The organism is Microbulbifer maximicatervae (SeqCode), assembly GCF_052467505.1.
In genome coordinates, this window is the sequence record NZ_CP174313.1 from 5307001 (window position 1) to 5331465 (window position 24465).

The following is a 24465-nucleotide window of genomic DNA, read 5'->3' on the forward strand; positions in this document are numbered from 1 at the left end:
TAGCTTGGGCTCTAAAGTGATCTGAATTGGAATTGTACTCTAATTAACTTAGCCCGATTGTTTCAACCGGACAATCCGTAAGTACTCCCGATGGAGCTGCTCTACTTGATCTTTGAGTGAAGCTAAGTCATTAGCGTTATCCAGCACATCATCCGCCTTCTCTAGTCTTTGCTCCCTTGTCAGTTGGGCCGTCATGATTTTGCGAATCTGTTCCTGCTGGCTGTTATCGCGCGCGCTGGCGCGCTCAAGCTGCAAAGCCTCGGGTAGATCGACTACACAAATCCTGTTAACGAGCTCATATTGGCCTGACTCAATCAGGAGGGGGGACTCCAATATTGCGTAGGGCCCCTGGCTTCCGTTCAGTGAGGAGGTTATCTCCTCTCTTATCAGTGGGTGTAATAGACTTTCCAGCCATTGCCGTTCGCCTGGGTCGTCAAATATTAGTGTGCGCAGTTTGCTCCGGTTTAATTCGCCACTTTCCAGTAAGACATCGGTCCCGAAGTGTCGGGCTATCTGTTCCAGAGCGGGCTTTCCCGGTTGTACCACAACCCTTGCCGCCCAGTCTGCATCTACTACATTAATGCCCAGGTCACGGAAATACCCAGCTGCTGCTGACTTTCCGCTGCCGATCCCGCCGGTTAAACCTACGGTAAACAATGGCTGTCCTCCCCAAGAATAAATAAGGTTGCGGTATAAATAAAAACCCCGGCCAGATAGCTGGCCGGGGTTATAGTAAAGCAAATGGTAGGACAATAGTGAGTTGGTCGTTTAGTTGCTGAGGCCAGAAATATTGAAATACCAGCTCATAATTTGTTCCCCCCAAAGCATAGCGATCCACCCGGCTCCGGCGAGATAAGGACCAAAAGCGATAGGCAGATTGCGATCCCGCCCTACGGCGATACTCCAGGAAATGCCAGCAGCTGCGCCAACAGCAGCGGAAAGTAGGATGACCATTGGCAGCACTTGCCAGCCAAACCAGGCGCCAATGGCTGCCAGGATTTTAAAATCTCCAGCCCCCATACCTTCCTTGCCGGTAACAATCTTAAAGATGTGGAACACTAGCCAAAGAGATAGGTAGCCGGCGATAGCACCAATTACTGCGTCCTGCAGAGAAGCAAATGCTCCCCAAATATTGATTAGCAAACCGGCCCAGAGTAACGGCAGAGTAATGCTGTCTGGAAGCAGCTGCTTGTCAAAATCGATACCCGTTAAGGCGACCAAGGCCCAGGTAAAAAAGCATCCAGCCAGTGCCTGCCAAGTGAAGCCCAGCTGCCAGACAACGACAGCGGTCAGAATGCCGGTAATCAGTTCTATCATTGGGTAGCGCTTGGAAATAGCGGTGCCGCAGGAGCCGCACTTGCCACGAAGCAAAAGGTAGCTAATGATGGGGATATTTTGCCAGGGCTTGATCTCCACTTTGCACTTGGGACAATGGGAGTGAGGAAGTACCAAATTAAAGGGCTTGCCTAGTTCACGCTGCTCTTCACTTGAGGGTTTTATGTCAAAGTAATTGTAGAAATCCCGCTTGTAGCTATGTTCCATCATTACCGGGAGGCGCAAGATTACAACGTTGAGGAAGCTGCCTATTAGGGCGCCAAAAATAAAGGCGCTAACGAGAAGTAGCGCCGGATATAAGGATAGATTTTCGAGCATTAAAAAGTTTCTTATACCACTCGGCCAAGCTGGAAGATAGGTAAATACATGGCGATCATTAAACCACCAACGAGTATGCCGAGTACAGCCATAATCATGGGTTCAAGCAAGGTGGTTAGGTTGTCGACCATATTATCTACAGCCTCCTCATAAAAGTCGGCGACTTTTCCAAGCATTTCATCGAGTGCACCAGATTCTTCACCAATAGCAGTCATTTGTATTAGCATGGTGGGGAAAAGTCCAGATGAACGGAGGGCAGCATTAAGAGGAATACCCGTTGCTACAGCGTCCCTAATTTTTAAAGTTGCTTCTTCATAAACACTATTACCTGTAGCACCGGAAACTGATTTTAGGGCATCAATTAAAGGTACGCCTGCGGCAAAAGTTGTAGAAAGGGTGCGAGCAAAGCGAGCTGCTATTGAATTGTAGGTTATTTGCCCTAGGATAGGTATTCTTAGTACAAGCCTATCAATAAATTCGGCAACGCTTTTATTACGTTTTTTCGCTTCAAGAAGACCGCCTATTCCGATGACGGCAGCAGCTAGAAGAATAAACCAGTTACGTTGCATCCATTCAGATAAGCTGACTACAAGCTTGGTAAAAGCCGGTAAATCGGCGCCAAAACTTGAGAATGTCTCAGCGAACTGAGGAACTACCTTAATAAGCAATATAGAAGTCACAATGATCGCTACTACAATAACCGCAATAGGGTAAGTCATTGCTTTTTTAATTTTTGCTTTTAATGCCTCAGTTTTTTCTTTATAGGTCGCAATCCTGTCTAGCATAGTTTCAAGTGCGCCAGATTGCTCACCAGAGGCTACTAAATTACAGAACAGATTGTCGAAGTGCAAAGGGTGCTTACGCAGGGCATCCGCAAATGTAGTTCCTGAGGCGACATCCTCCTTGATTTTGAGTATTAACTCTCTAACCCCCTGATTATCCAAGCCATCAGCAACAATTTCAAAACTCTGCACCAAAGGAACGCCGGCTTTCATCATGGTGGCCATTTGGCGAGTAAAGAGTGCGATATCCGCTGGTTTTACTTTCTTCTTTCCACTACCAAACAGAGCCTTTGGTTTTTTTTGGACTCGATTGGCAATAATACCTTGCTTTCGCAACTGGGCTTTGACTAAGGCCGGGCTGGTCCCGCTAATCTCCCCTTGCACCTTGGTACCCTTGCGATCTATGCCTTTATAGATGTACTCAACTGCTGTGGCATTAGCCATGGTTACTGTTCCTGTTTTCATTCTCTCATAAAAGGCTGTCAAACTTGCAAAAGGTAGCCTTTTATTCTTAGCTCATCCTAGGAATAACTCTAAAGTGGGGCTAAAAGGCTCCCTGCAAAATTTCAAGTGCGCTATGTATCCCCGAAGGCGCCGCTAGTCCTGGGTGACCCTATTCGCCTCTTCCAGGCTGATGACTCCCATTACAACTTTTCTTAAAGCTGAAATCCTTAGGTTATTAAAGCCTTCCTTAAGGGCTTGGTCGGCAATCTGTATTGAGTTGCCGCCTTCCATTATAATTCTGGAGATACTGTCTGTAATGCGAACTACTTCATATACACCTACGCGGCCTTTGTAACCCTTTGAGCAGTGTTCACACCCAACCGGCTGAAAAATTGTCCACTCCTCTTCAGGGATAGTGACTGTGGAAAAGCCTTCGGCTTTTAATACCTCATCGGGCAATGTGATTGGTTTTTTACATTCGCCACATAGTCTGCGAGCCAGGCGCTGTGCAATAATTACACTTACGGATGTGGCGATATTGAAGGTGGGTACCCCCATATTCATAAGTCGAGTTAGGGTTTCGGGGGCGGAGTTCGTATGTAGAGTTGATAATACTAGGTGGCCCGTTTGCGCTGCTTTAATTGCAATTTCAGCAGTTTCTAAGTCCCTGATCTCCCCCACCATAACAATGTCGGGATCTTGTCTTAAAAAGGAGCGGAGTGCTTCGGCGAAATTGAGCCCGACCTTGGTTGATACGTTAACTTGGTTTATGCCTTCTAGATTTATTTCAACAGGGTCTTCCGCGGTGGAAATATTGAGCTCTGGAGTATTTAGAATATTTAGGCCAGTGTAGAGAGAGACCGTTTTACCTGAGCCGGTGGGCCCTGTAACTAGAATCATCCCTTGGGGTTGTGCAAGGGCATCCATGTAGAGCTTCTTCTGCGCATCTTCATAGCCTAGAGCGTCAATACCAAGCTTGGCCGAGGATGGATCTAGTATACGAAGTACGATTTTTTCCCCCCAGAGGGTGGGCAAGCTGTTTACTCGAAAGTCGATAGCCTTGGTTTTCGACAGTTTCATTTTTATTCGGCCGTCTTGGGGTACCCGACGCTCGGAGATGTCCATTTTAGACATCACTTTTAGGCGAGCGGACAAGCGTGTTGCCAATTGTATGGGAGGCTTGGCAATTTCATGTAAAATCCCATCAGTGCGAAAGCGCACGCGAAAAGATTTCTCGTAGGGCTCAAAGTGAATGTCCGAAGCGCCGGTTCTTATTGCGTCAAGTAAGACCTTGTTTACAAATCTGACGACAGGGGCTTCGTCACCACCGGGTTCACTGTCACTGTTTTGTTCGGTCTCCGTATCATCTACATCTAATCCATCAAGGGCTTCGTCGTCTATATCACCGAGTCGTGAGCTAATATCATCACTGCCAGATAAATAGCTCTCGATAGCTTTGGCTAGTTTATCGGCTTCAACAAGGACCGCATCGGTATTTAGCCCGGTATTAAAGTTGATTTCAGTGAGGGCAGAGAGGTTGGCTGGATCAGCAACAGCAACAAATAATCGATTCCCCCGCTTAAAAAGTGGAAGGGTAAAGTGTTTGCTGATTAATTTTTCATCCACGATACTCTTGGGAATTAGATCAAAGTCATAACTGCCAAGGTCAAAAAGTGGACATCCAAAGGCTTGCGTAGCAATTTTTGCGAGTTCTTTGCTACTAAGAAGCTTGGATTCAACGGCATGCTGTGCAAAAGTTAGGCCTTCCCGCTTAGCGGCCTTAATAGCCTCCTCTGCTGTACTTTCCTCCAAAACCTGGTCTGCTACTAATCGCTTGGCCAGTCCGCTTAACAAGGGGGTTGTCATAGTTAATACTGCCGCATTTAGTTTCGCTGGGGAGCGAAGTCGCCAATCCCTGCGCTTGAAATTTTCGCCATTATAACAGTGGATGCAAGGGAAGGGAGTACGAGGACTGTGGTGTATGGAGCGTATGGGGTAGGTTACGAGATAGCGCGGATTCAAGCAGGTGGTGACAATTTTTGTCAGCACCTGCTTGAATTTGTCAGTATCTGTAATTCCTGTGTTAGTTATAAGATTGAGTGCAGTTAATGAAGTATCTTGAAGGGGCAGTGGTATTGGGCCTTGTCTCTCTTGGCACGAAGCTTGTATATTGTTCTGCGACTTCCTCACGGGATTCACTAAATTAAAAGTCTGTATGGAGACGGTTACAATGAAAAAGCAACAGGGTTTTACTCTTATTGAATTGATGATCGTGGTAGCGATCATTGGTATTTTGGCGGCAGTAGCACTGCCTGCCTATCAGGATTACACCTCAAAAGCCAAAGGCACAGAAGTGATGATGGCGGCCTCTTCTTGCCGTACGGCGGTGAGTGATGTTGTTAATAACGCACTCGACCCAGATGTTTCTGGGATCCTGCCTAGTATTTGTAAATTTGTACCAACAAAGTATGTTAAAACTGGAGTTGTTTCTCCAGATGGTGTGATCACCATTACTGCGGATGAAGCGGAGCTTACTGGTTTAACAGCTTCCACCAACCAAATTGATTTGACTCCTTACACCTCTACTGGTGCTGTTGTTGGTACTACTGATGGCGGCAAGCAAATCTTTGAGTGGAAGTGTGGCCCTAATGCGACTAATTCATACCCGCGTCAACTTCTGCCAGGAAGCTGTCAGAACTAAGGTTTAAAACTCTTAAAGGGCGTGAATTCACGCCCTTTTTTTTGTTTATTTTTTAATTCTATATTTGTTAATTCAGTGAAAGATCGTTTACAAGCATTCTCTATACATCTCGCTATTAGCTTTCTGTTGTTTATCATGCTCGGGGCTTTTATTCGTTGGGTTTGGTATCCAGGCTTCTTATTTGAGGTGGATGGTGGCTGGCAAGGCATTAAAATAATTGCCGGTGTGGATTTGATAATAGGTCCGTTATTGACGCTACTTGTGTTTAATAAAGCTAAGGCGAGTTTGCGTAAGGATTTGGCTGTTGTTGGTTTTTTGCAGCTTTTATGTATTGTTGGTGGTATGTGGGTTGTTGGAGATAGCCGCCCCTTGGTAGTTGCTTACTATGATGGAAGCTTCTCGACCGTCAATAAATATTCTTTTGAAAATAATCATGTCCAGCACGAAGATGTGGTAGGGCATATCTCTTGGCTTGGGCCAACTTGGGTTTCTTTGGAGTTGCCGGATTCTGCGGTTGATCGAGAGCTTATCTTGTCAATGTGGGACTTTATGGGGGAGGATATTGCTACTAATGTAAATTTATATGCTCCTTATGGGAAGAATAGCTTTGAGCAAGGGAAGGAAGGTCAGCAAACTAAACAGGGCTACTTGAAAGTCTATGGTTACTCAGCGCGGTATTATCGTGGAGAGCTATTGGTAGATGTTCGTTCGGGAGAGGTTGTTGAACTGCTTTCTAAGCTATAGCACTCGTAACACATGCTCGCACTAGGTGGCTAGTATAAGTGGCGCTCGTATATCTGCTGGAATTTTCATTGGGTTCATGTGAGGTTTTTAGGTTGTTTGCGTGGAGGCTAACCGGCCCGGAGCCCGCACGCCCTCCTCTTTTACTTGTGCGGGTGTAGCAGTTGTCTGATGCTTGTTTGGGGTTATTCCATTATGAAGTCATTTTCATAGGATCCAGTATTTCTTAGATATGCCAGGGGATAATGATCTTCAATTTCCTAGTAGAGTCGGTGAGTATTCATTTGCGGTTAGAAAAAGTCTCTAGTCTCTTGAGTGGTTTCCCATTTTAAGCTTTCTAGTTTATGTCCAACCAGGTGTATTGTTTTATAAGTATTTTGATCGCTGTTATTTGTCGACTGCAATAACCCACTAATCAATAAAACTTTCCTGCTTATGATTTCGGTTCTGTATTTTTCTTGTAGGGCTTTGTGAAGTACTACATTGATAGGGCCAGTTTCATCTTCAAGCGTTAAAAATATAACCCCTGAAGCACTTCCTGGCCTCTGTCTGCAGGTAACTACTCCTATTACACTAATATATTGGTTATCTCTGCAATGAGGAAGGTCCTCGGCAAAGGCACACTTATGAAAGCGTTTCTTCCTACGTAAAATCGCAATTGGGTGCTCTGCTAAAGATAGGCCAATGCTCTGGTAATCACTATCGGTGTTATCTTTTATTGTGGTTTTAGTTTGAAAAAAGATTTTACGATCAATTTTCTTACGATCTAAGGGGGCCCAGCTATCTCGGTAGCGGTTTTGACCAAGTGAGGCGAAAGCATTGGCTCTGACAAGATGAGTAAGCTGTTCCTTATCAATGCTTGTGCTACTTTGTACCTGTGCTAGGGAGTAAATCCTTTCTTTGCTTCTTAATTTTCTAATAGTTTCTGCTGTAATTTCTTTGAGTCCTTTAATTAGACGCATACCTAAACGAATGGCAGCTACTGTGGGCCCATTGCTTATTTTTTGGCTGGATGCCAAAGGTGAATCATTGGCTTGTTGTTTGTCTCTATTATTATAATTTATAATAGGGGGGGTATGTAAAAAAGAAGAACCTGCTACTTCTAGGTTATGGTCCCAAATGCTATAGAGCACATCAATGGGTAGTACCTTAACTCCATGTCGCTGGGCGTCATAAACCAGTTGCGCCGGTGCATAGAAGCCCATAGGTTGGCTATTGAGTAGTCCGCAGTAGAAGGCCGCTGGGTGATGAAGTTTTATCCAGGCGGAGAAGTAGGCTAAAAGTGCGAAGCTAGCAGAATGAGATTCTGGGAAACCGTAAGAGCCAAATCCTTTCATTTGATTAAATAATTGTTCAGCGAAATCTTCCCTATAGCCATTACTTTGCATTCCCCGCACAAGCTTATCCCTGAATTTATACAAGTCCCCATTTTTTCCCCAGCTGGCCATGGCTCGGCGAAGCTCATCAGCTTCACCACCGCTAAACCCCGCTGCGACCATCGATAGTTGAATAACTTGCTCTTGAAATATAGGCACACCGAGAGTGCGCTCAAGCACTGGGCGTAAACTGTTATGAGGGTAGCGCACGGTCTCCAACCCCTGCTTGCGTTTCAAATAGGGGTGTACCATGCCGCCTTGAATTGGTCCAGGGCGGACAATGGCGATTTCTATAGTAAGCTCATAAAAATTTCGAGGTTGTAATCTTGGCAACATGCTCATTTGAGCGCGAGATTCAATTTGAAAGACTCCAACGGTATCGGCCCTGCACATCATTTCGTAGACCTGTGGATCTTCGGCGGGAATATCCTGCAATCGCAATTTGGGGCCGTATAGAGCAATATAATTCAGGGATTTACGCAGTGCAGTTAGCATACCCAGGGCGAGCACATCGACCTTCATTAGTTTTAAATCTTCGATATCCTCTTTGTCCCATTGGATTAGGGTGCGATCCTCCATAGCGGCATTTTCAATTGGAACCAGCTGGTATAATGGTTGTTCTGTAATAACAAAACCGCCTACATGTTGCGATAGATGTCTTGGAAAACCATATATTTGCTGCAGTAACTGTGGAAACATTTTTCCTATTGCGCTGCTCGGATCTATTCCCACTTTTTGCATCTGCTGGGGGAAACTATCTAGAGTGTCCCACCAGGCGCGTTCAGCAATAAGTTGTTCTATTGTGGCAGCGTTGATACCAAGGGCTTTGCCAATATCCCTTACGGCGCTTTTAAAGCGGTAGGTGATCTTACTAGCGGTAAGTCCAGCTCTTTCGCGACCATATTTTGTGTAAATATACTGAATAACTTCTTCACGTCGTTCGTGCTCAAAGTCTACATCAATATCTGGGGGTTCATTGCGTTCCCGTGAGATAAACCGTTCAAATAGCAATCCAATTTTATGGGGATCTATCTCTGTGATGAATAGGCAGTAGCAAACTACTGAATTGGCTGCGGAGCCACGGCCCTGGTACAAGATATAATTTTCCCGGGCAAACTGGACTATATCGTAAATGGTTAGAAAGTAATGCTCATATTGCAGTTCTGCTATTATTGTGAGTTCTTTATTGATAATCTCATCAATTCTCTTTTCAGGACCCTGTGGCCAGCGAGCAGCCCTTCCTATTTGTACTAGCTTTTTTAAATAGCTGCTCGCATTACTTTCTTGAGGGATAACTTCTGATGGGTATTCGTAACTGAGTTCGCTCAAGCAAAAAGTACACTGTTTGGCAATGAGGTTGGTATTGTCTATAGACTCTTTGGAGTGTAACGACTGGATATCACCTAAGCTGCGAAGATAACGTTCAGCATTTTGCTCAATACGATACCCTAGATTATCCAGGGTACAGTTATGGTAATTTGCGTTGAGTACATCTTGTAGTGGCTTTCGGCTATAGCAGTGCATCAAGACATGATTGGTTGCAACCAAGGAAATATTCTCTCTTCTTGCAAGCTCAGTAATTCTATTGGACTTTAGGTTTCCCTCTGCATGTAGGTGATTGTTGATGGCAATGTAAAGCCGTTCGCTGAAGGTTTTCTTGATTTCTTCAGGTATTTCTATCTTATTAAAATTTGGAATCCAGATGGCAATTAGGTTTTTACATAACTCTACCAGGTCACTTTGATAAGTAATGTAGGTTCCTTTTTCCGCCCTTAAACGTGACTTTGAAATTAACTGGCATAGCTGGCTGTAGGCAGTTTTGTCCGGAGCCAGTAGAACTATTTCTATGTTGTTATGGAGCCGGAAATAACTGCCAAAAATTAGTTTAAACTCGGGATTTTTAGAGTCTGTAGACTTGATGCTTTCAAGTTCTTTATAGGCTCTAACGGCTCCGGAAAGGGAGCATTCATCGGTGATAGCAAGGGCTGTATATTGCAGGTTGTAAGCAGTTTGGACTAATTCCTGCGGATGCGATGCCCCCTGCAGAAAAGAAAAGTTGCTTTGACAAAAGAGTTCGGCGTACCTCATGCTGATTCTCTCTGCGTCTATCTGTTGATTGTGATGGGATTTGGGTTTTGGTGAAGACCAGTATTAAGAAAGGGGTTTAGGCTTAGCTATAAACGCCATGTAAAAACCACTCTTCGGTTGTAAGATCCTGAAAGACCCAGTAGAGCTCATCTCTTCTATTTCTTGCGATATAGTAATCCCGCCCATGACGCCCGTGTTGCCACCAATAGCCATCAATTCGCTCTGGCCCCTGTAATAGTTGTAGCTCTCCCTGATAAAATAATTTGTGCTCGCTACTTTCCAGTTTGGTTGGATGAGCTAATAGCCAATTGGGGCGCGGTGCTTGGATGGGCTTAATTTGCTGTCCCTTAGCGTTACTTTTAATTATCAGGGTATCTGTATTTTGCCAGGCCTGCTCTGGTAGATAGCTTTCTTTTAGGGCAATTCCCGAGAGTGCTTGATGACCGAGGCGGGCTTTTAATTTGTCTAATAGCTGTTGATTGCGTTTATGTTGGCTGCCTGCACCAAATAAATCTTCATCCAGTGATCCCTGCTCCAAGGGGAGTAAATGCTTGCAATTTAAGCTGATGGACTGCACTGGCTGATCAAGAGTTACTCTTTCCAATTGCAGCTTGGTTAGTGCTATTAGGCGTTGAGGGTCCAACTGCGGAGTGGAGAGTTCTACGGTTATTTCCTGAGATTTATTTTGGCCGAAATCCATATGCCAATTTAACTGTTGTGTGTAAAGCTGGCGTCGCTGCAACTGGGAGCATAATTCCCTTAGTAGGCGACCGATAGGAAATAGCAGCTGTTCGCTATTATCCAAGGGGCTGGGGAAAAATAGCTCGCTGCGGAATTGTGCTGGGGGCTGATAACTACAGACTGGATCTTGGCGAGTTCCGTTCAGGCGTGCCAGGTAGTCCACAAATGGACGACCAAAACGAGAGCCTACCTCAGAGAGTGGAATAGCGAGCAGCTGGCTTACTCGCTTGATACCACATGCGTAGAGCTTGGAAATTGTTTTGTTGTCGCAATTAAGGAGCTTGGATGGGGCAAAGCTAATCCACTGTCTCCACTGCTGAGGGCTGGGCGGAGAATCTGATTGCGCAAGCCAGTGCCGGTGTTCGGTCAGTTGGCTTAGCATATGAGCTGCACTGGGACTGTGGCCGAGGCCCATCAGGCTGTAGATCCCCATCTGCTCAAGCTCATCGCTCAGCTGTTGTATCAATGCCTTGAAGCCACCGCTGGCTTTTAGGCAGCCACTCAGTTCCAGGTAGAGGTGGGCGGGAGTGCTCTCACCATTGCTCAAAGGCCCTGCGGACTGAGGTGATACAAGTGGTGTAAAGCTGTATGCCCACTGGGCCAGCTGCTGTAACTCTTGTTGTTCCCGCTGGGAATCGCGTTGTAGCAGCTGTAAGTCTGCACAGAGAGCAGATGCAGTAGCAATACTGAGCCCGGTCTCAACGCCGCATTGGGATGCCGCTGGGTTTCTATCAATCACCAACTGTTTTTCAACCACAACTTGGGGTAGAGCCTCTTCTCCTTGTTGCTGAGCGCGGGTCAGAACCTCTAACGGAAGCCTGGGGAATTGAATACAAAGCCAGAGCATGGAGCTATCCCTCGAAACCGTTCAGTGCATTGGTTGGTCCCGTCGGACCAGTTTTGCTGCTCTTGCCAAATAGAGGTTTTGGCCAGAGTTTCCGCCCAATTGTTTTAAAAGCCTTAGCGCCAGCTCTCCTTCCCTGGGTGTGAGCTGTAGGCGCAAGCTCGCGGGTGAGGGGTTTGCTGTTTCACACTGAGGGCGAAAATGGAAGTGCAGACAGTCCCCATTGCGGGCAGCGAGCTGCAGGCGACGAAGATCTTTATGGTTCAGGGATTGCCGCCCCTGCCAGCTGAGTAAGGCACCACAGCTTCCGGATTGTAGGGACTGCTCGATCGCCCAGAGAGTATCCTTGGGGCCTCGGGGGTGCAGGATCAGCAGGTTCTCAAGGTGGATACCGCTGTTGGCCAATGAGGGCGCATAGGGGATATGGGGTGGATTGACCAGTATGACCATTTGCCCCCTCTGAGTGAGATTTGCCAGGGCCGGTAGTATTAGGGTGAGTTCACCGATACCCATCTGGTCCATGAGTAGCTCAGTAGTGGCCCCTCTTGGCCAGCCGTGGTTCGCTAGGAGGGCATCGAGGCTTGGATAACCACTGGCGATGCCGTTTCGTTGCCGTCGGGGTTCATTTGCTGCTTGCCAGATATCGGCTCTGGTGAGTAGCTGTGCCAGTTTCTGGTGTTTTTCCTGGCTGTCTAACTGATTGTTTTCTATGAAGTTTTCTGCGCTGCCCACGATTCCACCACTGAATTTTAGTCCGATCCGGCCACTATCTTCGTCTTGAGCTGTATGTGTATACAGTGATACTGTTAATTTATACAGTATCTATCCAGTGGCAACAAGTGAGAATTCATTGGATAGGCACTTTTTTGCACAGCCTAAACCGGCTATGATTCCGCCTCTTTAATTGAGCACTAATTATTCTATTCAGGGGGGACGGAGTGAGTATCAAGTCCGACAAGTGGATTCGCCGCATGGCAGAGCAGCACGGTATGATTGAGCCTTTTGAGGCCGGTCAGGTGCGTCATAACGATAATGGCGATCGACTCATCTCCTATGGCACCTCCAGCTATGGCTACGATGTTCGCTGTGCTCGTGAATTTAAGATTTTCACCAATGTTCACTCAGCGACAGTTGACCCCAAGACCTTCGATGAAAACAGCTTTGTGGATGTTGAAGGCGACCACTGCATTATTCCGCCAAACTCCTTTGCCTTGGCGCGTACAGTGGAGTATTTCCGTATCCCGCGCTCTGTATTGACAGTTTGCCTGGGTAAATCCACTTATGCCCGTTGCGGTATTATCGTCAATGTGACGCCACTGGAGCCGGAGTGGGAAGGTCATGTGACTTTGGAGTTCTCCAATACCACTAACTTGCCTGCGAAGATCTATGCCAACGAGGGTGTGGCACAGATGCTGTTCTTCGAATCCGATGAAGTTTGTGATGTGTCCTATGCCGATCGCGGCGGCAAATACCAGGGCCAGCGCGGCGTTACCCTGCCTCGCACCTGATCACCGGTCTTACTGCAGTACTATTTCCTACCTATGACAGAGGTTTCTACCAGCCAGCTACCTGAAAGCGTCGATGTATTGGTCATTGGCGCTGGGGCAGCTGGACTAATGTGCGCGGCTACAGCGGGCCAGCGCGGGCGCAACGTGTTGGTCCTAGACCACGCCAACAAAGTCGGAAAGAAAATCCTGATGTCTGGTGGTGGCCGCTGCAACTTTACCAATCTCTACACCAGTGCAGAGAACTTCTACAGTAACAACCCCCATTTCTGTAAGTCCGCCTTGGCTCGCTATAGCCAGTGGGACTTTATTGCATTGGTGGAAAAGCATGGGGTTGCCTATCACGAGAAAACTCTCGGTCAGCTCTTTTGCGACAATAAATCAAGGGATATTGTCGACTTGTTACTGGCGGAATGCCGTGCGGCCAAGGCACAGATCCGCACGCGCTGTAGCATTACTCAAATTCAAGCTCTGGGGCAGGGGTATAAGGTCGAAACCAGTATGGGAACGGTTACCTGTGAATCCTTGGTCGTGGCTACCGGAGGCCTTTCTATTCCCACCATGGGGGCGAGCGGGTTTGGATATGAGATCGCTAAGCAGTTTGGGCTTGATGTAGTCCCAACTCGAGCAGCGCTAGTGCCATTCACCCAGCATAAACGGCAATTAGAGCGTCAGGGTACCCTGCCCGGCACCTCTCTATCAGTGACCGCTTCTTGCGCTGAAGGTAGTTTCCAGGAGCAGATGCTGTTCACTCACAGGGGGCTGAGTGGGCCAGCGGTTTTGCAAGTTTCCAGCCACTGGCGAGAAGGTCAAACGGTAATATTTGACTTGGCTCCAGAGAAAAATCTGGCAGAGTGGTTACCGCTGCGCCGGCATCAGAGCCCGGATAGCCACTTGCACAGCGTTTTGGCTGAGGTTTGGAGCAAAAAGTTAGTACAGTTTTTCCTGCGGCGAGCGCAAATTACCAGCCGCCCCCTAAAACAGTTTGGGGAGGGGGAATTACAGCAAGCTGGGGAAAAGTTACAAAGCTGGAAATTGGTACCGGCGGGCACTGAGGGTTATCGCACTGCTGAGGTAACATTAGGTGGAGTCGATACTGCACAAGTCTCTTCCCGTACTATGGAATGTAAAACCCGGCAGGGGCTTTATTTTATTGGCGAGGTTCTCGACGTAACCGGCTGGCTCGGCGGGTTCAATTTCCAATGGGCTTGGGCTTCAGGTCATGCTGCAGGAGAGGTGGCTTAATGGTGTGCCGGTACAATAAAGTTTGAACACTGTAGAAAAAGTTTGAACACTGAATAATAAAGTTTGAACACTAATTATAAAGTGTGAATATTGCCACATCTGCGAGTGCACTCAGCGGGAGAGGTAGTCGTGCAGCCTATGCAGCAGGAATAAATGAGGATGAATATAACAATATATCCTTCGTTACTAGTTCAAAATCGATAACAAACCAAATCTTATATATAGATATTAAGTGCAAACTGTTGATTTGAATGCCACCTTTTAAGGCCTTCCGTATTTTAAGCCAAGCTCAGAAGTTGTGTAAGGCTTTATATGGCTCACAAAATACTCATTAAATGAGTCATAGAGCCTATTTCTATGACTCACAAAATACCCATTAAATGAGTCATAGAGCCTATTTCTATGACTCATAGTAGATTTACTTTGGCTGAAAATTTTATGAGATATTTTCTTTTTATAAGAAATTATCAAGACAATCCTTAAATCATATAACATAAAAAAATCAGATTTATAATAGGTAGAAACACTCTACGGTTTAGGCGTAGCGGTCCTACGAATTTGTAAGATCTGCTAAATTTCATAATGTTTGAATAAGGATGAACACAACCACTTAAATATGACCTCAGTATGTATACTATAGATACCGGATTAATAAATCTTACAGACCTAAGATGTTAATGCTTTAGTCATAAATCAGATTGGGGTGAAAAGTTTTGGCGCGACACAGAAGGTTAGAGAGGCTAACTGATTTTCAAAGAGCTCTGAAAAACAAGTATGGGCTGGGAGCTGGAGAAGAATACAAACCCTGGCTGAGAGTTCAGGATGTTAAATCTAAGGGAAATAGTGGAAAAATTCAGGGTATTAAAGTTAATAGAGAGCATCATACCCTCTCAGAAAACGAAAGCTGTCTCTTCTATCTGGTTGAAAACTGTGATTCAGTAATCGATATAAGGGAACAGTTTCCCCTTCTCCCCCTAGACTTTTCTATCAAGATTGCAAAGAATCTAGATATAAATCATCCAAAAGTGCCTGGTTCTGGATCATACAATGTCATGACTACAGACTTTGTTTTGACTTGCACAGATAAACACGACTTTTGGTATGAGGCTATCTCTGTTAAATCAGCCCAAGAACTATCAATAAAGCGTACAGCTGAAAAATTAGAAATTGAACGTATTTGGTGGGAGCTTCTGGGGGTAAATTTCCATATATATACTATGAATGAAATATCGGTTATTCAATCTAAAAATATTCAGTGGTTTACCTCTGCATATAGACAAGGACGTAGATTTAAGGAAAGTATAGAAAAGCAAGCCATAAAGACATTACATGTCGGGATCAATTTGATCGAAGATATATGCAATGGATTCTGTAAAAATGTAGATGTTAAGAACGATGAAGCTTTAGTACTTTTGAAGCATTTAATCGCTATTAAGAAAGTTGAGGTAGACTTAAGTAAACCGATAGCAGAGTCTGGAGTTATAGATATAACAAATATTCTTTCATCAATCGGTAGGTAAGCATGCGAGTTGAACGAAACAGTGTTTGGAGTATAACTGATATTGATGGGGTTGATAGTGGTGTGTATCGTGTTCTTGAACTTTTTTATGATATAAATATTCTGGTTCTTTTTAATCTTGAAGAATCTGGAGGTTTAAGAAGGCCTATTAAGATTGATAGCTCCAGATTTTTGTGTGCGATTAAAGGAGGAGCTGTGAAAAGAAACTTTAGTCCTCTTCCCTACTATCAGCTAGCTGATGAGGGGTTGATACCTGAAGCTCATATTAAAAAACGTGATAGAAATATTGAGCTGATAAGTGAGCTAATAGAAAATCCAGATTTTCTCCTTGAGATTTCTACTGAAGAAAGAAGCAAAGTTCTGGTAAATCAGGCGAAAAGTAAAGGGGTAAGGGCTCAGAGAATATATAGGTTATTAAATCAATATTGGAGGGGTGGGCAAGAAAGAAATGCCCTCCTGCCTGCTTACAAGAATTCTGGAGGAGCTGGAAGAGTTAGGGTCTCAGGAGGTCTTAAACGTGGAGCTCCAATAAGAATGCTTACACCGAGCATGGAAATACATCAAGGGGTTAACACTTCGGAAAATGATAAGAATAATTTTATTTTAGCGATGAAGAAGTATGGCTTGAAAGGGCGTCGAGTTCCATTTAGTCAAGTTTATGAAAAAATGTTGAAGGAGCTATACTCACAAGAACTAATACTGGCAGAGAGTGAATCTAGGTCGCCGAATGTTCCATCATATCGTACTTTTATATATTGGGTTAAAAAATTAATCCCAAAAAATGAAATAATCCGAAAGCAAACTACAGTGGGTGACTTTGAAAGAAACAAGCGTGGGTTAAGAGGAGCTGCGACAGATCATACCGAAGTTCCTGGAAGTTGCTTTGAATTGGATTCAACAGTACTGGATGTTCATATTGTCTCTGAATTTAGGCGCTCTCATGTTCTAGGTAGGCCTACTGTTTATTGTGTGGTAGATAAAGAAAGCAGGATGATTGTTGGGCTTCACGTTTCTATGGAATATGCTTCTTGGCGTGCGGGTCGTCAAGCTCTTGTCAATAGCTTTACGGATAAGAAAAGTTATTGTTCTAGGTTCGGTATCGAAATCGAAGATCATGAATGGCCTTGCCATCATATCCCCCAGCGTTTGCTTTGCGATCGAGGGGAGTTTATATGTAAGAGCGCTGAAAAATTAGCCGTTCCATTAATCGGTCACCTGAGTATAGCTCCACCTTATCGCGCCGATCTTAAAGGCATTGTGGAACGAAGATTCGAAATATTGAATAAAAATCTAGTCCATGAATTATTAGGGACAACTAGAGGACATCATTATATTCGAGGTGATCGTGATCCACGTCTCGATGCAACATATACATTAGATGAAGTAACAAAATTACTTATTGATGAGGTTATGGAGCATAATAATTCTCTATTTGACGGTTTAGCTGCACAATCCGTCTTGTTAGTGCAAAATGGATTGCCCCCTACACCGCTTAATTATTGGAATATCCATCTAAAAAAGCATCGGCATGCTTTAAGTAGATCAGAGGAGTCCGAAGTAAGGGCTAAACTTCTACCTGCGGTAGAAGTATCTATGACGAGTAAAGGTATCCGCTTAAATGAGGATATGTACTATGAATGTGACCGGGAAGAATTTCAAGAATGGAAAGTGCTTGCCAGGTCTACCAAGTGCTGGAAAATGGAAGCTCGTATCGATCAAGATAACTCTTCATTCATATATGTTCGCCTTAAGGAGCGCGAAGGGTTCACTAAATGCAACTTGATGAAGTTTTCTGCAAGCCTTAGTGATAAGCATCAAGCTGATATATTGTATTTTAAAGATTGGAAAAAGAAAGAAAAATGTAAAAATAAACCAGGTAAAAAGTCTATAGAAAGACATAATAGACGTAAATTAGTTAGCCAAGTAGCAAAAAGTGAAACAAAAAAAGATGTACAAGATAAGAGTAAGACTGAGCGAATAAAGGGAATGAGAACACGAAGAAAAGAGGCGGTTCTTGATAGACGAATTGAATACGGTGAATCCATTAGAGAAGAGAAATCAGAACTATATCCCGATGATGAGAACTTAGAGTCAAAAAGGAAAAATGAAGCTGTCTCATTAATAAAAAGGAAGAGGCGGAACCAGTGAGAGGTGTAAATTATGCAGAGTATAACATTGCAATACTCCCGGAGCATCGGGGGAACCCCTTGATCGAAGCATTACCAAAAAAATTGAAAGATGAGGATTTGGTAGAAAAATTAAGTAGCTATCCTTCATTTTCTGAAAACGAGAGAAAGTTGAGTGCTTTCGAGCGTATTGAATACCTTACAAGAATCGAAGAGTTAAGGCAGCCTCTTCCAGTATATCTAGAATGCTTTAGAGCAATTGAAATTGCGATTAAGAAAGGTTATTCAAGCAAGAATCCCCTGTCGCCGACAACCATGAACTATTTACACTACCCTGTAGACCAACGATCTAAAGTTGCTCCTAGAACAGGTTATTTCAAATCTAACGGGAGTGGTATAACTTTACTTGGGGAAAGCGGTGTCGGAAAAAGTTGTATGCTAGAGCAGATTTTAAATTGTTTTCCAGAAGTTATTGAGCATCGTAAATACCAAGGTGAGCCTTTATATATTAAGCAAGTAGTATGGGCTAAAGTAGATTGCCCAGAAAACTCAAGTATCAGAGCCCTTTGTCTTAAGATTTTATCGGAAATTGATAGAAAGCTTGGAGGAGAAGAGACTAAGCCAGAAAAAACGAGTGATCTACTTGTTAAGCAAATTGAAGCTAAAATAAAGTCTAGCTTTTTAGGTGTCATAATAATAGATGAAATGCAGCATTTAAATTTGGCAAAAGCTGGAGGCGAAGATAAATTTCTGGGGTTTCTTCATAATCTTATGAATGAATTGGGAGTTCCCATTCTTCTGTGTGCAAACCCTCCTTTTGACAAATTATTGGGGAAAACTCTAAAGACAGCAAGACGTGCAGAAAGTCAAGCTTCTTTTACTATGGACTTGATGAAAAATGATGAGGAGTGGACCATGTTTGTTGAAGAACTTTGGGTGTTGCAATGGACAAAGGAAAAAACTCCTTTAACTAAATCTCTTAGTGACAAATTATATGATCTATCTATTGGTAATATGGATCTGGCTGTAAGAATTTATAGGGAGTCTCAGCGTTTAGTAATTGGTTCAGATAACGAGTCTATAACAGAATATGTCCTGGAGTATGCAGCAAAAAAAGCTATAAATTTCTCCAAAAAATCTGTAGATGAAGCAAGGATAAATAGGCTTGAAAAATTTCGGCGTATCAGAAGGGAAAAGAGTAATAATAGGTCTAAGGTCGAAACTAGTGAAATTTCCGTTAAATCTATAGATACTTCGAAATCAGAAGTTATGATTATCCCCGGAGATTTAAATCGCCCCCAGCACCATGAATTTCATCAGAAGCTATCTTACTTGCAATCTATTGGTGACTTAAATGAACTTATTAAAGATCCAGACTTGATAAGGCGAGCATCTATTGCAGAGAATCCTGAAGCTGAGTTAAAAAAAATGGAAATTTTATTTAAAAATCCGATCAAGCATCTATCCTCAAAGTAAGTTTCACCCCATATTTGACAATATGCTCCTGCCCAAAGCTTTTCCTGATGAACTTTTCTTTAGTCGAATTATTCGCTTTGCTACTATTTCTGGATTAAAGGGTAAAGAGTTTAATAAAATATATCTTGCTGAGGAGAGGGCCTCCATACACCCCTTTTTGACATCGAATCTAAAAAAACTTTCAGCCCTGACAGATGATGAAGCGTACGAAATTTTATTTGGTCAGACATTGGCTCCAATATATATATTTTATTTGCCTAAGTATTCAAATAACATAATAAAATTTATGTTGAGTAATGATAGCGCGAGATCAATAAGGGAAAGTCAGCTCCCATCATTTGGTGCAGGTTCTTCGCTATGCTTGAAATGGTGTCAAGAGTGCGCCTGTAGCGATATAAATCAATATGGAGTTGCTTATTGGCATAGGTCGCATCAAATCCCTGGGGTCTCTTCTTGTGGTATACATCCAGTACTCTTAGAGAGAATTGACTTACTTAATCGTCAACGAATTAACCTTGGATTGTTACCATCAGTGACCTGCTGTGCTAAAGAAGCATCTAGTGTTGAATATAAGGTAGGTAAGTTTGGATATGATTTTTTAAGAAAGATCAAATGGCCTATTCCGTTAATAGATGTTACTTCAAAATATCGCCTTAAATTAAATAATATGGGCTTGGTAACGAATAGTGGCCGTATTAGGCGTCTAAAATTAATGCAAAATTTTTATGTATATTCACAGCAGTATCGGCCATTTTATAATAGCTCGCTCCCAAAATCTTCTGAAGACTTCAGATATGTTTCTCAACTTTTAGTTCAAGGAGCAAGCCATAATCCCTTCCAGCACATTTTTTTCTCAAGTTGGCTTTTTTCTACCTTCCAGCAATTATTAGAGGATCATAATAGTGTAGAGTTTGAATTCCAAACCCGTAAAAAGGATTTTGCTATGAGGACGAAAAGGAAAGAGAGGAAATGTATTGATATTCTACGAAGCAGGTCGCTTAATGAAACCTCTAAAATTACAGGGAAAAGTAGAACTTATCTGAAAAGACTTGCAGCGCTCCACGATATCCCCTTGAATCTTAAGCCAAAGAAATTATCTAAGGCTTGTAGAGATGAAATTATTCACCTTGGGTATACAAGAATGAACCGGCATCGAATAGCTACAATTTGTAAAATTGGTGTAGGATCAGTAGAACAAGTTATCTCAACTCATCCTGAACTAGTAACTTATCGTAAACGATGCCATATGGAGTCAATGCGACGTCGCTATAGGCTAAAAATCCTTAAATATTACAAATCCCACCCTAAAGCAATTCGTAAAGATATTAAGTTACACTGTAATAAAGCCTTTTATTGGTTGTATTTATATGATCGTGAATGGCTAGAGGTTGCTCTACCTAAACCTCTAAAGGCTAAGGGGAGGTATCCTAAAAAATAGAGAACATATTTATTGATTGAGAGGTGCAGGAAGGCCTAAGGGATGTTTATAACCATACTTCTTGCGAAACTCATATCTCTGTATGTTTAGCCAAGTAATAGCACATCTTTTTGTAAAGTCAATATAATTATTGCTGTTAATTTCCATTCTTGAATAATCGCTTTCACGAGAGCTAGCTATAACACCAGAAATTGAACAGTCAGTGAAAGAATCTATATTCCATCGGGAACAAGATGCGCAGGCTCCCTTTTTATCTTTAAGTATAGGGAACTCCATTCCCCATCGTTTAACTTTTATAGTTTCAAAATTTTCTTTTTCGAAGTTTTTAATGATTTTATAGTTTGATTGCAATTCTTTACTGTACACATCATAAAAACTCATATGACAATATCTCTTCAATCTTGCTCTTAAGAGGTTCAGGTCGCTCTTCGTGGGTTCTGCTGATCTCCTATCAGAAAATTTCCCAATGTAATTTTTCTGATAGGATAAAGTCTGAACAAAATATTCTATGTAGGTTAGTTTTGCACAGGGAGAAAAGTAAAGTTTCCACTTACTTATGGGGTCCTCATAATGTTTATTATTGTAAACTTCTGAAGTTAAATGTTTTATTGAGCTGGATACTTTCTCCCAGTTAGCCGATAAAACACCTAAAATCACGCTTTTAATTTTGTTTTTTACTGAAGGGGTTCTTTTGATTTGCCATAACGGACAGTTATGCTTTTCGCAATATGATATATATAACCACTTGCTTTCGAAAAACGCATGGCCCTGATTTGCAAGTTTTTCTTCAATACACCTTTTACAAAACTTAATAGGTATTCGTTTTCCAGTAAATTGTCCATGAGAGTAGTTAAGAATTTGCGGGAAGCCTTTAAAATGTGTAAATCTATTTCTGCTAAAAGTGTCCTCTGTTCCGATAGAGTAAGTAGAGTCAAAAATGTCAATCAGTACTTTCTCGGGATAAAAAGTGAAATATTTTTTGGCTGTATCCGGAATTGAAGGGTACTCTCTCCATCCACCCCCGCCAGCTATTAAGCTATTTATATTCCGAAACCCAGCTTTTATAAAAACTCTTAATATAAAGGAATGGATGGATTCACCCGGCTGTTGCAGTGCTCTAAACATAGTTATACCATATTGTAAAGATAGAAATATTGTGTGGTTTGTAGTTTCTCTATCTAGCTTGCTGATAAGTTTGTTCTGAGAGCTATAGAGCTTCATAAATATACACACATATATTTTGAAATGGCTTATTATTTTTTATGAATACCTAATGATATACCAAGAAATCTAATATTTAATAATTAAAAGTACTTAAAGGACATGTTATTGTTTCCATATAGTATATCCCTTGAAAAATTTACAATACTCTATTGAGCCATGTCAATTGATGACGGGCTCGTTCTAAATATCTCACTCTGTTTATATGTATATTATAATTTTCGTATACTAATGGGATTTTTTTCATTTTTAAAAAATACTATAGGGTTTAGCATGGTTTTTCAGAATTGCTTCAATGGTATTAAGCACCTGCTGATTGTAGATCTTGAGGCAACTTGTTGGAATGATCGCCCACTATCTGTTGGGGTAATGGAGGTCATTGAATTCGGACTTGTACTGACTACTTTGGATGGTGAAATCTTAGCTAGTCATAGTCAATTTGTTAGACCAATGATTAATCCGAAACTTAGTAAGTTTTGCAGTGAACTTACAGGTATCAAAAATAGCATGGTGGCTAGTGCGCCTGATTTCAGAGAAAGCACGAGTCTCCTTAACTTATGGTTATCTCATTATGAGTATCAAGCCTGGGCTAGCTGGGGGGAATACGATTGGAAGCAGATCAAAGTAGAGCTGATACGGCACGGTTGCGCGCCAGATTTTTTTGCTAAACCGCATATCAACCTGAAAGCAGTATGGCAAGAAAAGACAGGTAAGAAGCGTCGTTCAGGACTTGGATCTGCTCTACAGTCTCTCGGTATTGTCTTTGAAGGTCAGCAGCATCGCGGTGTGGATGATGCACGTAATATTTCGAGAATACTTCCTTACTTGACTATTTAAAAAATGTATCGTTGGTTTGATGCGAATAGGTGATGTACTTATTATAAATATAATTTTGATTGTATGAGAGGCTTAACCTCTGCCTTTCATGTCATAGAAATTTGTCTCATTTATTCATAGATGGCTATTGTATTTTATGACTCTTAATCTTTTATTGCGGGAAGATCAAGAGTACTCGATTTAATATTGTTTAGATACTCCGCTTTGATTGGTTGTTGATATGAAAGTTAAATTATTTTATATGATTATGTAATCCTGGGTTTGTTCAAAAAGATTGTTTTATATTTTCTGGGACTCATTATAGATATCGTATCTAAAGGAAATGATACCCACCATATCTCCTATAGTGGCAGTTAAGTTACATATTTAGATCTCAGACTAGAGCTAGAGGGGTAGTGTTCAGAATTCTGTGTCATTTCTTTACTATTAGCAAAAAAGAGATGACCCATGACCAAACCTACTTTCGATATGGATGCCGCCGTCAAAGCCTTATGCGAGGGTAAAGACCTCAATGGCAAAGATGGCATCCTCACCCCTCTGATCAAACAACTCACTGAAGCTGCCATGAAAGCGGAGCTGGAAGAGCACCTCGCCAGCGAGGATAAGCCCAACCGCAAGAATGGCACCACCTCAAAAACTATGAAAAGCCCCGCTGGCAGCTTCGAGCTGCAGGCGCCGCGGGATCGTGCCGGCACCTTCGAGCCTCAAATCGTCAAGAAGCATCAAACTCAGCTTACCGACGAACTGGAACGCAAGATTACCGCCCTGTTTGCCCTGGGTAACAGCTATCAGGACATCCGCACACATATTGCCGATATCTACGGAATGGAGCTTTCCAACGGCACCATCAATGCCGTTACTGACAAGCTGCTGCCTGAACTACAAGCTTGGCGTGAGCGCGACCTGGAGGCTGTCTATCCTATTGTCTGGCTCGATGCTATCCATTACAAAATCAAGGAAAACGGTCGTTATGCCAGCAAGGCCATTTACACGATTCTTGGCCTCAATATCGAAGGCAAGAAGGAGTTATTGGGGCTCTACCTATCCGATCAAGAAGGCGCACATCATTGGCTGAGTGTTCTGACCGATCTCCACAACCGTGGGGTCAAAGATATCCTCATTGCTTGTGTTGATGGCCTGCAGGGTTTCCCTGAGGCCATAGAGAGCATCTACCCTAAGACCGAGATCCAGCACTGCATCATCCATCAGATCCGCAACTCACTAAAGTATGTAGCTTCAAAGAATCAATAGGCCTTTATGGCCGATCTCAAATGCATCTACAAGGCGGCAACGCTCAATGCCGCCGAGCACGCTTTGGACGAGCTGGAGACCAAGTGGGGTGACAAATATCCAATGGTGATTAAGTCCTGGCGGGGTAAATGGCCGACTCTCTCGGCCTACTTTAAATACCCGGAATACGTCCGCACACCGATCTACACTACGAATGCGGTGGAGGCTGTACACAGGCAGTTCCGCAAGTTGACCAAGACCAAGGGCGGCTTCGCCAATGAGAATAGCTTACTGAAGCTTCTCTATGCCGGTATACTAAAAGCCTCCGAACGCTGGACGCACCCAATTCAAAATTGGAATCTGACACTATCACAGCTGACGATCCACTTCCCAGATCGACTGGAGAAATACATCAGCCTATGAGGCTATTTGGCTGACACAGAGTTTCCTAATTACCACCCTTGCTAAGTCACATGTAACTGTATATAAATACAGCTA

The 24465-nt window shown here is 43.1% G+C and carries 17 protein-coding genes and 1 pseudogene; 10 read left to right on the forward strand and 8 right to left on the reverse strand.

Features of this window, described 5'->3' with window-relative positions:
* Positions 1-48: 48 nt before the first annotated feature.
* The 4 genes from coaE to pilB all read right to left on the reverse strand — a co-directional run bounded on the left by coaE (position 49) and on the right by pilB (position 4745).
* Positions 49-657: a dephospho-CoA kinase gene (gene coaE / locus ACJJIN_RS23200; RefSeq protein ID WP_444896377.1), complete on the reverse strand. Its 609-nt coding sequence runs from the start codon at positions 655-657 to the stop codon at positions 49-51.
* A 111-nt stretch (positions 658-768) separates the two neighbouring features.
* Positions 769-1653: a prepilin peptidase gene (locus ACJJIN_RS23205; protein WP_444896378.1), complete on the reverse strand. Its 885-nt coding sequence runs from the start codon at positions 1651-1653 to the stop codon at positions 769-771.
* 11 nt (positions 1654-1664) lie between these two features.
* Positions 1665-2879: a type II secretion system F family protein gene (locus ACJJIN_RS23210; RefSeq protein ID WP_444896379.1), complete on the reverse strand. Its 1215-nt coding sequence runs from the start codon at positions 2877-2879 to the stop codon at positions 1665-1667.
* A 153-nt stretch (positions 2880-3032) separates the two neighbouring features.
* Positions 3033-4745 (reverse strand): type IV-A pilus assembly ATPase PilB, encoded by a 1713-nt coding sequence (gene pilB / locus ACJJIN_RS23215; protein ID WP_444896380.1) that lies wholly within the window; start codon positions 4743-4745, stop codon positions 3033-3035.
* Between the two features lie 364 nt (positions 4746-5109).
* On the opposite strand from pilB, the gene ACJJIN_RS23220 reads away from it, so the two are divergent.
* Positions 5110-5580, forward strand: a complete 471-nt coding sequence (locus ACJJIN_RS23220) for a pilin (protein ID WP_444896381.1) — start codon at positions 5110-5112, stop codon at positions 5578-5580.
* A gap of 75 nt (positions 5581-5655) precedes the next feature.
* Positions 5656-6324, forward strand: a complete 669-nt coding sequence (locus ACJJIN_RS23225; RefSeq protein ID WP_444896382.1) for a hypothetical protein — start codon at positions 5656-5658, stop codon at positions 6322-6324.
* A gap of 287 nt (positions 6325-6611) precedes the next feature.
* Here ACJJIN_RS23225 and ACJJIN_RS23230 read toward each other — a convergent pair whose 3' ends face one another.
* The 3 genes from ACJJIN_RS23230 to imuA form a co-directional block, all read right to left on the reverse strand.
* Positions 6612-9785, reverse strand: a complete 3174-nt coding sequence (locus ACJJIN_RS23230) for an error-prone DNA polymerase (RefSeq protein WP_444896383.1) — start codon at positions 9783-9785, stop codon at positions 6612-6614.
* Positions 9786-9867: 82 nt separating this feature from the next.
* Positions 9868-11373, reverse strand: a complete 1506-nt coding sequence (locus ACJJIN_RS23235; RefSeq protein WP_444896384.1) for a Y-family DNA polymerase — start codon at positions 11371-11373, stop codon at positions 9868-9870.
* 21 nt (positions 11374-11394) lie between these two features.
* Positions 11395-12102, reverse strand: a complete 708-nt coding sequence (imuA, locus tag ACJJIN_RS23240) for a translesion DNA synthesis-associated protein ImuA (protein WP_444896385.1) — start codon at positions 12100-12102, stop codon at positions 11395-11397.
* A gap of 206 nt (positions 12103-12308) precedes the next feature.
* On the opposite strand from imuA, the gene dcd reads away from it, so the two are divergent.
* From dcd to ACJJIN_RS23270, 6 genes are all read left to right on the forward strand, one after another.
* Positions 12309-12878 (forward strand): dCTP deaminase, encoded by a 570-nt coding sequence (dcd, locus tag ACJJIN_RS23245; RefSeq protein ID WP_282933840.1) that lies wholly within the window; start codon positions 12309-12311, stop codon positions 12876-12878.
* Between the two features lie 33 nt (positions 12879-12911).
* The gene (locus ACJJIN_RS23250; RefSeq protein ID WP_444896386.1) at positions 12912-14120 is read left to right on the forward strand and encodes a BaiN/RdsA family NAD(P)/FAD-dependent oxidoreductase; all 1209 of its coding nucleotides are present in this window, start codon (positions 12912-12914) and stop codon (positions 14118-14120) included.
* A gap of 713 nt (positions 14121-14833) precedes the next feature.
* Positions 14834-15640 carry a TnsA endonuclease N-terminal domain-containing protein gene (locus tag ACJJIN_RS23255; RefSeq protein WP_152454496.1) on the forward strand — a complete coding sequence of 269 codons (807 nt, stop codon included), beginning with the start codon at positions 14834-14836 and terminating at the stop codon, positions 15638-15640.
* A 2-nt stretch (positions 15641-15642) separates the two neighbouring features.
* Positions 15643-17787 (forward strand): TnsB C-terminal domain-containing protein, encoded by a 2145-nt coding sequence (locus ACJJIN_RS23260; protein ID WP_152454495.1) that lies wholly within the window; start codon positions 15643-15645, stop codon positions 17785-17787.
* 59 nt (positions 17788-17846) lie between these two features.
* Positions 17847-19241, forward strand: coding sequence for an ATP-binding protein (locus tag ACJJIN_RS23265; protein WP_216646257.1), 1395 nt, complete (start codon positions 17847-17849; stop codon positions 19239-19241).
* A 22-nt stretch (positions 19242-19263) separates the two neighbouring features.
* Positions 19264-20679 (forward strand): TnsD family Tn7-like transposition protein, encoded by a 1416-nt coding sequence (locus ACJJIN_RS23270; RefSeq protein ID WP_152454494.1) that lies wholly within the window; start codon positions 19264-19266, stop codon positions 20677-20679.
* Between the two features lie 9 nt (positions 20680-20688).
* Here the strand turns inward: ACJJIN_RS23270 and ACJJIN_RS23275 are convergent, their stop codons facing one another.
* Positions 20689-21804 carry a hypothetical protein gene (locus ACJJIN_RS23275; RefSeq protein ID WP_152454493.1) on the reverse strand — a complete coding sequence of 372 codons (1116 nt, stop codon included), beginning with the start codon at positions 21802-21804 and terminating at the stop codon, positions 20689-20691.
* 327 nt (positions 21805-22131) lie between these two features.
* Between ACJJIN_RS23275 and ACJJIN_RS23280 the strand changes: the two genes are divergently transcribed.
* Positions 22132-22737 (forward strand): 3'-5' exonuclease, encoded by a 606-nt coding sequence (locus tag ACJJIN_RS23280; RefSeq protein ID WP_216646256.1) that lies wholly within the window; start codon positions 22132-22134, stop codon positions 22735-22737.
* Positions 22738-23184: 447 nt separating this feature from the next.
* Positions 23185-24390, forward strand: a pseudogene (locus ACJJIN_RS23285) (IS256 family transposase).
* Positions 24391-24465: the final 75 nt, after the last annotated feature.

Coding starts and splice junctions, on each gene's coding strand:
- ACJJIN_RS23205 (WP_444896378.1), bottom strand. CDS start 1,653: ATGCTCGAAAATCTATCCTTATATCCGGCGCTACTTCTCGTTAGCGCC.
- ACJJIN_RS23210 (WP_444896379.1), bottom strand. CDS start 2,879: ATGGCTAATGCCACAGCAGTTGAGTACATCTATAAAGGCATAGATCGC.
- pilB (WP_444896380.1), bottom strand. CDS start 4,745: ATGACAACCCCCTTGTTAAGCGGACTGGCCAAGCGATTAGTAGCAGAC.
- ACJJIN_RS23220 (WP_444896381.1), top strand. CDS start 5,110: ATGAAAAAGCAACAGGGTTTTACTCTTATTGAATTGATGATCGTGGTA.
- ACJJIN_RS23230 (WP_444896383.1), bottom strand. CDS start 9,785: ATGAGGTACGCCGAACTCTTTTGTCAAAGCAACTTTTCTTTTCTGCAG.
- ACJJIN_RS23235 (WP_444896384.1), bottom strand. CDS start 11,373: ATGCTCTGGCTTTGTATTCAATTCCCCAGGCTTCCGTTAGAGGTTCTG.
- ACJJIN_RS23250 (WP_444896386.1), top strand. CDS start 12,912: ATGACAGAGGTTTCTACCAGCCAGCTACCTGAAAGCGTCGATGTATTG.
- ACJJIN_RS23260 (WP_152454495.1), top strand. CDS start 15,643: ATGCGAGTTGAACGAAACAGTGTTTGGAGTATAACTGATATTGATGGG.
- ACJJIN_RS23270 (WP_152454494.1), top strand. CDS start 19,264: ATGCTCCTGCCCAAAGCTTTTCCTGATGAACTTTTCTTTAGTCGAATT.
- ACJJIN_RS23275 (WP_152454493.1), bottom strand. CDS start 21,804: ATGTTTAGAGCACTGCAACAGCCGGGTGAATCCATCCATTCCTTTATA.
- ACJJIN_RS23280 (WP_216646256.1), top strand. CDS start 22,132: ATGGGATTTTTTTCATTTTTAAAAAATACTATAGGGTTTAGCATGGTT.